Source organism: Synechococcales cyanobacterium T60_A2020_003, assembly GCA_015272205.1.
Classification (GTDB): Bacteria; Cyanobacteriota; Cyanobacteriia; order RECH01; family RECH01; genus JACYMB01.
On record JACYMB010000287.1, the window covers coordinates 1 to 8,368 of the forward strand.

Sequence of the window (8,368 nt, forward strand, 5' to 3'; positions counted from 1 at the left end):
AATGTAGCTGCTTCAGCCATTCTCATTAACAATTCTTATTGCGGTGACCAGGTACCTCGTACTAGTTTTGAGTTTTCAGTTTTGAGTTATAAATGCCTTGTACGTCAGGAATTTCAGCCTTTCATGAGTAGCGGGAATTGTTGAAGTTGGTATCACTCATCAAAATTCCGAACGAGCTGCAAAAGGGTCCCAGAGTTGATTCAGCTAATATCCCTGACCACCCCTAGGACACTGATACTTAAATACCTCAGCTCTGACGGTTACCCTGGCTGCAACGAACCAGATGTTAGATACGAGACTTAGGGTAAGCACACATCGCCCGCTAGTTTGGGTGCGGGGGTATCGGCGGTGATAGCATCCGCAATTAGAGCTGTACCTGTCAGTGTGGATTCTGTCCATTCTGGAGCGACTGAAGGGTTTGATGCATAGGAACTGCCCGTCCACTGAATCACATGGTAGTCTGACGCTGCTCCCCCTCCAGACACCGGGATCACTAGATCACGCCATCCATCGGTTTGATTTTCGGTGGCAATGATGGGATTCCGTGCGACGGTGATGCGAGAGTTCAGAGCATAGTCTGAGCCATTGACATTAAATATGAGAACAGTGCAACCTCCCGTACCGCATGTGTAAGGGCCGACTAGGTACGCGATCGCCTCATCTATACCATCCTGATTTAGATCGTCAAAAGTATAAAAGTAGCGGACAGCGGACGAATCTGAAGGATCGGTATCGGTACAGGGGTATTCTGGCAGTTCTTTCAGAATAGCTTGGGCTAAAGCTACGTTTTCTTGCTGATCTGCGTAGATTGGAGTTAACTCTGTTGCTAATTCCGGTGCTGAACTTGATGGGGCCGTTGTATCAGTTTTGGTCTGAGGAACTGGGATCGTCTGCGGGCTTGTCTGCTTAGGTAGTTGTGCTAGAGAAGATGGTGATGCAATCGCCGTAGGTTGTACGGTTTCTACGGCTTTCGGTGGCTCGGTGTTACTGCCACGAAATAACACTGCACTAGCAGCGTAGCTTGTTCCTGCGATGGCGACTCCAGCAGCGATCGCCACTAATACACCGTGATTCCTATCCATAGCGTTCCCCATAAAATGCATAAACCTCTGCGATCTTTGACTGTGTACAAAAGCACAAAGTTTCGGATCGCAGAGGAAATTATGAGAAATAGCCTGGAGGTAACTTAAGCGACGTCGTGCAATCTACGAGTTCGCCGTTTGAGTTGCTAAAAGATCTTTCAGCTTCTCCAACTCTTTCGCCCAGCGAGGATCGGGTTGTACGGAGTCACTTGAGGTCGAGGTGCCTTCCGAGGAGGATCGGCGGGATTTACCATTACCACCCTTGCTACGACGAGCGGGTGCACTGCTGACACTGGGAGCCTCGATCGCTTCATCCTTACCTTTAGAGCGAGGTAATGCCTTTTCGATCTTCAAGCTTGTTTCCTTGAACTCGTAACCGTTAAATTTTTCAATGATTTGATCAGCAGTTTCATCATCCTTGACGGTTACAAAACCGAAGCCACGGCATTTGCCGGTCTTCCGATCTGTAATGACCTTGGCAGATGCAGCATCACCATATTCTTCAAAAATGGCTTGCAGCTCTTGCTTTTCTACTTCTTTAGGCAAATTACCCACGTATAAACGGATGGACATAAGACAAGATACCTCCAGAACCGGGTTGGAACAATTTACAAAAAACTAATACCTTACAAACTGGCCTGAGAACAGATTAACGTCTGTTTTCTTAAATAGGGGGATATCAATAACTGATGTGATTAGAGTTCACTGAAGCATACGGCTAGTTTCAAGTACCTAACAAATTCAATACTCTCCAGTGGTTCACTATCGATGTTCAGGGACAAAAACGCAGTCTCAGAATGTCGCGCCATTCACTAAGTTATCACGACCTAAGATTCCCTAGACAGGGAAAACGGAATTTTACTTCTGCTGATAGATCCGTCGCTGTCCCTAGAGACCCATTACTCACCTGCGTGAGCCAAGAACGTATTGCGAGAGAATTGATTAACATTGAATAAAGAACTTGTCAAGCTGACGTTTGAGACTCCGAAGAACCAGTTCGGGAATCAAATCTATACACTTTGCATATGTAAAGAAAAGTAACATTGATTAAAGCGAGGTGCAACCCTGGTTGTCGAGGTTTCAAGGGCGATCGCCTGGAGAATGACTATGACTATGAGTAAGCAGCAGTTCTTTAATGCATGGGCATCGTCTTACGATTGGTTGCTTCCATCGGTGTTTTACCAAGCTGCACATCAGCACATGATGGACTATGTAGACCTCAAGGAACGGGCTAGCGTTCTAGATATTGGGTGTGGAACCGGACGACTACTGTATCGGTTGAACGATCGGTACCCTGGCATTAACGGCATTGGAATCGATTTCTCTCTGCAGATGCTGCGGCAAGCCCGTCAACAGCGGGGCGATCGCACCCGTCTCATTTTTATCCAAGGCCGTGCAGACTCGCTCCGTTTTGCAGATGAGCAGTTTGATACGGTCTTTTGTACGTTTAGCTTTATGCATTATCCCGACCCCGACCGAGTACTGGCCGAAGTCTATCGGGTGCTGAAGCCAGGAGGCCAGTTTTATCTATTAGATCCCCTATTGTCTCTATTAGATCCCCTATTATCCTCCGCATATAGAATTCAGCACCTGCCCTTATCTCCACGCGGCATTCGCTTTTACTCAGCAGGCGATCGCGATGCCCTAGCGCAGCACGCAAATTTCGGTCCAGGGAGGCATTATCCCATCTTTTTCGTATCCCTCCTCAGTATTTTTGAGAAGTAACCTGGAAAGACTTAACCGTTTCGATTCTGCTCTAAGCGAACGTTGTGATGTCTATCCTGGGCAAACCTGAGTCTTATCTCCAGGGACGGCGTATACAGAATCTGTCCTGAAAATAGATTGTCACGGTCGGGAGAGTGGATCAGCGTCATGGGTGATCAGTGTCAAAATGTACAGACATAGATTATGAAATTTATAAGGAGCGTTAAAGAAACTGCACAGGTTTTGATAGGATGTGGTTGAAACGCCAAACAAGTAGCGGTATACGCTATAACCACTGCATGCTGACCTTAGAAGCAACAAAATCCAACGCAGAAGTTTCGCTAGGACGAGTGCTGGTTGTTGAGGATGAGGCTCTGATTCGAGATACAATTGCTCTAGCCTTATCAGACGAAGGATACGAGGTTCTGCTTGCAGAAGATGGCAGGCAAGCCTTGGAGATGACCCACCAAAGTTCTGATGCCGGGTCTCATCTAATCGGTGTTGACCTCATCATTCTCGACTTAATGTTGCCCTATGTGAACGGGTTAGATTTGTGTCGTTTAATCCGTCACAGTGGGGATAACGTTCCAATTTTAATTTTGAGTGCAAAAGGAAGTGAAACCGATCGAGTAGTCGGACTTGAAGTGGGAGCAGATGACTACTTAGCCAAACCTTTTGGGATGCGTGAACTAGTTGCTCGATGTCGGGCTTTACTGCGGCGTTACCGTCATAGCCAACCGTCCTCCGAACCTCAGGAAGCGACCTTACAATTTAAAGACATCACCCTTTATCCACAAGAGTGCCGCGTTACGGTTCGTGGCGAGGAAATCAACCTCTCGCCCAAAGAATTTCGTATTCTAGAGCTGTTTATTAGCCATCCGCGCCGAGTGTGGTCACGCGAGCAGTTGATTGAACGGGTCTGGGGGCCGGATTTTATGGGAGATAGTAAAACGGTTGATGTTCATATCCGCTGGCTCCGGGAGAAGCTTGAGAACGATCCGAGTCATCCACAATATCTAATGACTGTGCGCGGATTTGGCTACCGCTTGGGTTGAGTACTCCGTAGCTGTTCGGCTTAACGACTGCGTAAATGATCTTTGCCCTTCATCAGTCATCTCTGTTCCTATTGGTAGCAGAGTTACTCTGTGTATTTGAACTGACGTGACGTTACATTATCACCGCAGGCGCGATTCCGAAACCTTGGAATGGGGCACTATAGGAGAACCTAGGCACTATCACCTCCAAATTTTTCGCTCTAGCTCATGCCAACCCCAACCATCAGCATCTAAGGATTAAACGCCGTGTTAAAAATCGTAGCCATTCACTCCTTTCGAGGTGGCACAGGAAAATCCAACGTTACGGCGAACATTGCTACAATCCTAGCGAGTTGGGGCCAGCGGGTCGGTATTATCGATACAGATTTACAGTCTCCGGGGATCCACATCCTCTTCAGTTTGGATCAAGACAAGCTGTCCTATACATTGAATGATTATCTGTGGAAGGACTGCGAAATCAACGACGCAGCCTACGACGTTACTCCTGCCCAGCTTGCCTCTGCGCTTAATGATGGAAAGATTTTTCTAGCGCCTGGTAGTTTCCGGGCCGAGGATATTACACGCATCGTGAATGAAGGCTATGATATGGAACGACTGAGTGGCGGCATCCATGATTTGGGCGATCGCCTCAATCTAGACTACGTGCTAATTGACACCCATCCAGGGCTAAACCAAGAGACACTGCTTGCTATGGCTCTGGCTGATTTACTCGTCTTCATCCTGCGTCCAGATAGTCAGGATTTTCAGGGAACAGCCGTTATGATTGATGTTGCTAGACAACTGGGGATTCCCGACATCCTAACAGTGGTCAATAGGGTACTGCCTGCACTCGATATTAGCCAAGTCAAGGCACTAGTCGAGAAAACCTTCCAGGTTCCCGTTGCTGGAATTTTGCCCAACTGTGATGATTTGATGCTGCTGGCGAGTCGTGGGCTATTCGTTCTAAATCATCCTAAACACCCGTTTACTGAAGAACTAGAGGCGATTGCCTGCCGAATTAAAGCCTGATACGTTCCATGTAGGCTCTGAAATGGAGATGCCTCTAAACTGAATAAAAAAGGGGAACAGAGTTCCCCATCAAGAGGACAGAGCCTTTTGACTTCTCCAGCCACATCCGGTGTTTAGAGAGCTTGGATATCCTATCCGTATACATCTGTAAGTTGATTAAGTATGGTTCCGCTGAGATAGGATGCCCCACAAAACTCATTTCTCCATATAACCGAGTTTCAAATTGTGGAATCTCCAAGTAGTTAGGAGCGCCTTAAGAGCGCCGACCTCTGCCATTCAAAACTGGTGTAGGGAGTGCTTGCGGAGATACATACTTGTGCCATAGAGACGCCAACTCCGACGCTTTCGCCTGCCATTCTGGCTGGATTTGATACATCCGACGGGGACGACCCCGTCCCTCAACCTTTTTCCAGTAGCCTGTAATGGTGCCTGCGTCCTCCAAAAACTTTAGAGCGCTGTAAAGCACGGTGTCAGATAGGCGATAGCTAGGATGCTCGTGCTCTAACAGGTTAATTAACTCTGTGCCGTAGGAGTCATGGCGAACCAAGGTCGCAAGAACGTAGCATACGGCTAACTCCTTGTTGAGGTAGAAAGGAGGAGGATTATCGAAAAACTGATGGATTTCTTCAAAGGTCGTCATAGTGTTGTGCGAGTGAACAAATAATGAAACGCTATAGCTTGTGCTGTGACGCCGTACAGACCCAAACCCCTAAGTACTGAACGCTATTCCAAATAGAACCTAGGCCGCATAGAGTCATACGTCCATTGTTTTAATTTTCGGGAAATGGGCGATCGCTACTTTGGGTAAGACATACAATGGCGACTGCTAGTTGGGAAAGGGCTGGGCTAACCTTCTTCGAATACACCCTTTGGGTTCTAAACCTAGACACCCCTTTTTGCCCATCAGGGGCAGAGACTAGAACCGTGAAAGCAGACGGTTGGCAAATAGAGCATTAGCTGCAAATAGGTTGAACGTATTGGCAGTTCGAAGAGCCTTGATACAAGGCTGTATGCTTGCTGCGTCTCACGTCAGCTTGGTGCATTAATACTATGTAATCGAGGCGAAATTCACCCAAACGTCATAGACTTACGATAGTTCCGCGAAACAACTAAATTCGCAAAATAGTCCTGCAGACATAGTTTCGAGTGGAATGAGAGTTAGAGGTAGCGCCTTACTGCATGAGCTACACGACTACTGATAATCATACAAGTACCAGCAGTCCTATGATTTCCGCTATCAGATAATAATGATTTTAGCGATTCTTGTCTACTTCGTCTCTACTTTCAGCCCAACTACTTAAACTCCACATAATAATTTACCGAATATTTAGGTGGAGGTTCCTGCTATGCTGAAGAAACACATCATAACAGACGCTATCCGCGAGCTTCTCGACTAGCTCGGACTCTAGATATAGCGCTTTGTTTGAGGATACTCTTCTTAAAGAGAACTTTGATTGAGATTCATGGATGCTATCTGACCAAACTGAAAATCTGTGTTTAGATTGGGTTTGGGTACTATGACGAGTCAGTGTCCATCAAATGTCCGGGTTCAAGCTAGTCTTGTTTTGGCATCCTACGAAAGTGGCTATGTCACTCCGGGGTTTGGTGAAATTAGCTGGAAAGTCTATTATTAGCCAGTAACACGCTGTCTCAATGGCGATCGCGTGCTTTCAAGAAGACATCTATAGTAGAAGTCCAAGTCTGCGTAGAGGGTAGCTGTGGAAATCATTCCTGAAACATTTTGGAGCCAAGTCCTAGCACGCCTAGAGATGCAACTCAACCGTCCAACGTTTGAAACCTGGATTAAATCTGCAACGGTTGAGGCGTTGGACACTCAACGGCTTGTCATTTGTACCCCCAATCCCTTTGCTCGCAACTGGATTCAGAAACATTATCTGAAGATGGTGTCGAGCGTGGTTCAAGATGTGCTGGGTCGTCCAGTAGATATCCAGATCACCGTTAAGCAAGGAGACGACCTTGACCAAGTCAATGAAACGGACGGTAGTTCTTGGTCAATGCCTGCTTCACTCCCCTCAGAACCGACACCCATCCCTGCGGGTCGGATAAAATCAACTGAGCTAAACCCCAAATATATTTTTTCGCGATTCGTTGTCGGGGCGAATAATCGCATGGCTCACGCGGCTTCTCTAGCCGTTGCGGAATCTCCGGGGCGAGAGTTTAATCCTCTGTTTCTCTGTGGTGGCGTTGGGTTGGGCAAAACGCACTTGATGCAGGCGATTGGTCATTATCGCCTTGAGATTCGTCCGGAATCGAAAGTGTTTTATGTTTCAACTGAACAATTCACTAATGATCTCATTGCAGCAATTCGAAAAGATAGCATGCAGAGTTTTCGGGAGCTGTATCGTGCTGTTGATGTGTTGCTTGTAGACGATATCCAGTTTATTGAAGGTAAAGAATATACCCAGGAAGAATTTTTCCATACCTTTAATACGCTCCATGAGGCAGGTAAACAAGTAGTCCTGGCCTCTGATCGTCCCCCGAGTCAAATTCCAAGATTGCAGCAGCGCTTATGCTCCCGCTTCTCAATGGGGCTAATTGCAGATATTCAGCCTCCGGATCTGGAAACACGGATGGCGATTCTGCAAAAGAAAGCTGAGTATGAAAATATTCGCCTGCCCCGGGATGTTATTGAGTACATTGCCTCTAGCTATACCTCGAATATTCGGGAACTGGAGGGAGCGCTGATCCGGGCGGTTGCCTATATCTCTATTTCCGGCCTGACGATGACGGTGGAAAATATTGCTCCTGTTTTGAATCCGCCTATTCAGCAGGTAGAAGCATCTCCGGAGTTAGTCATTAATACAGTGGCGGAGATGTTTAAGGTAGCCGTCGAGGATCTAAAGGGGAGTTCACGGCGTCGAGAAATTAGTACCGCTCGACAAGTTGCGATGTACTTGATGCGGCAGCATACAGATCTGAGCCTACCCAAAATTGGTGAAGAGTTTGGTGGCAAGGATCATACGACGGTAATGTATAGCTGTGAGAAGATGAGCCAACTGCGTGAGACGGATGCTGACATGGCTCGTACCCTCCGCGAGTTGAGCGATCGCATCAACATCAGCACCCAAGCTAGAAATCAGCCTTCGACGTAGAAAACCTACGTTCAAACTTACGCAGCCCTTTCATCCAGACTGATCTAACATTATCAAAAAGATACTTCTTGATTGTTAGCCCAAATGAGCTGATGATACGAAGGACTTTATAGCGACTAAAGCACATGATTGGAGCATAAACGGGCGTGTAGTATCGAAAGACGAACTGAGGATTCCATTTGCTGTGAAAGGATTCAATTGCTTTCGAAAAGTAGGACTGTCCATCGTGATTGTATTTCCCAGGGCTAAGATGGGTTAGATGGAAATCAATCACATAGCACTTGTGCCCTTTAGTTATTGCATCAAGGCATAGTTCATGACGGCTTTGTTGCATGATTAGAAGGATGATCAGGCTCACCTTGAGGTCGTCCGGGTATTAAGCTTCGACTTTGTAGCTATCGGGTTT

Annotated in this window: 7 protein-coding genes; 4 read left to right on the forward strand and 3 right to left on the reverse strand. The window is 46.9% G+C overall.

Features of this window, described 5'->3' with window-relative positions; translation table 11 throughout:
- Positions 1 to 299: 299 nt before the first annotated feature.
- Positions 300 to 1,082, reverse strand: coding sequence for a hypothetical protein (locus IGR76_14155; GenBank protein ID MBF2079621.1), 783 nt, complete (start codon positions 1,080 to 1,082; stop codon positions 300 to 302).
- Positions 1,083 to 1,205: 123 nt separating this feature from the next.
- Positions 1,206 to 1,655 (reverse strand): RNA-binding protein, encoded by a 450-nt coding sequence (locus IGR76_14160; protein MBF2079622.1) that lies wholly within the window; start codon positions 1,653 to 1,655, stop codon positions 1,206 to 1,208.
- Positions 1,656 to 2,183: 528 nt separating this feature from the next.
- Between IGR76_14160 and IGR76_14165 the strand changes: the two genes are divergently transcribed.
- The 3 genes from IGR76_14165 to IGR76_14175 all read left to right on the forward strand — a co-directional run bounded on the left by IGR76_14165 (position 2,184) and on the right by IGR76_14175 (position 4,849).
- Positions 2,184 to 2,807: a class I SAM-dependent methyltransferase gene (locus IGR76_14165; GenBank protein MBF2079623.1), complete on the forward strand. Its 624-nt coding sequence runs from the start codon at positions 2,184 to 2,186 to the stop codon at positions 2,805 to 2,807.
- 278 nt (positions 2,808 to 3,085) lie between these two features.
- On the forward strand, positions 3,086 to 3,841 hold the full coding sequence (locus IGR76_14170; GenBank protein ID MBF2079624.1) for a response regulator transcription factor: 756 nt from the start codon (positions 3,086 to 3,088) through the stop codon (positions 3,839 to 3,841).
- 246 nt (positions 3,842 to 4,087) lie between these two features.
- Entirely contained in the window at positions 4,088 to 4,849 is a 762-nt protein-coding gene (locus IGR76_14175; GenBank protein MBF2079625.1) for a MinD/ParA family protein, read from the forward strand.
- Positions 4,850 to 5,102: 253 nt separating this feature from the next.
- Here IGR76_14175 and IGR76_14180 read toward each other — a convergent pair whose 3' ends face one another.
- Positions 5,103 to 5,489 (reverse strand): helix-turn-helix transcriptional regulator, encoded by a 387-nt coding sequence (locus tag IGR76_14180; GenBank protein ID MBF2079626.1) that lies wholly within the window; start codon positions 5,487 to 5,489, stop codon positions 5,103 to 5,105.
- 1,078 nt (positions 5,490 to 6,567) lie between these two features.
- Here IGR76_14180 and dnaA point away from each other — a divergent pair.
- The gene (dnaA, locus tag IGR76_14185) at positions 6,568 to 7,962 is read left to right on the forward strand and encodes a chromosomal replication initiator protein DnaA (protein ID MBF2079627.1); all 1,395 of its coding nucleotides are present in this window, start codon (positions 6,568 to 6,570) and stop codon (positions 7,960 to 7,962) included.
- Positions 7,963 to 8,368 lie beyond the last annotated feature (406 nt).

Bases quoted from the DNA above. Each gene is read 5' to 3' on its own strand.
- IGR76_14155 (MBF2079621.1), bottom strand. From the start codon at position 1,082: ATGGATAGGAATCACGGTGTATTAGTGGCGATCGCTGCTGGAGTCGCC.
- IGR76_14160 (MBF2079622.1), bottom strand. From the start codon at position 1,655: ATGTCCATCCGTTTATACGTGGGTAATTTGCCTAAAGAAGTAGAAAAG.
- IGR76_14165 (MBF2079623.1), top strand. From the start codon at position 2,184: ATGACTATGACTATGAGTAAGCAGCAGTTCTTTAATGCATGGGCATCG.
- IGR76_14170 (MBF2079624.1), top strand. From the start codon at position 3,086: ATGCTGACCTTAGAAGCAACAAAATCCAACGCAGAAGTTTCGCTAGGA.
- IGR76_14180 (MBF2079626.1), bottom strand. From the start codon at position 5,489: ATGACGACCTTTGAAGAAATCCATCAGTTTTTCGATAATCCTCCTCCT.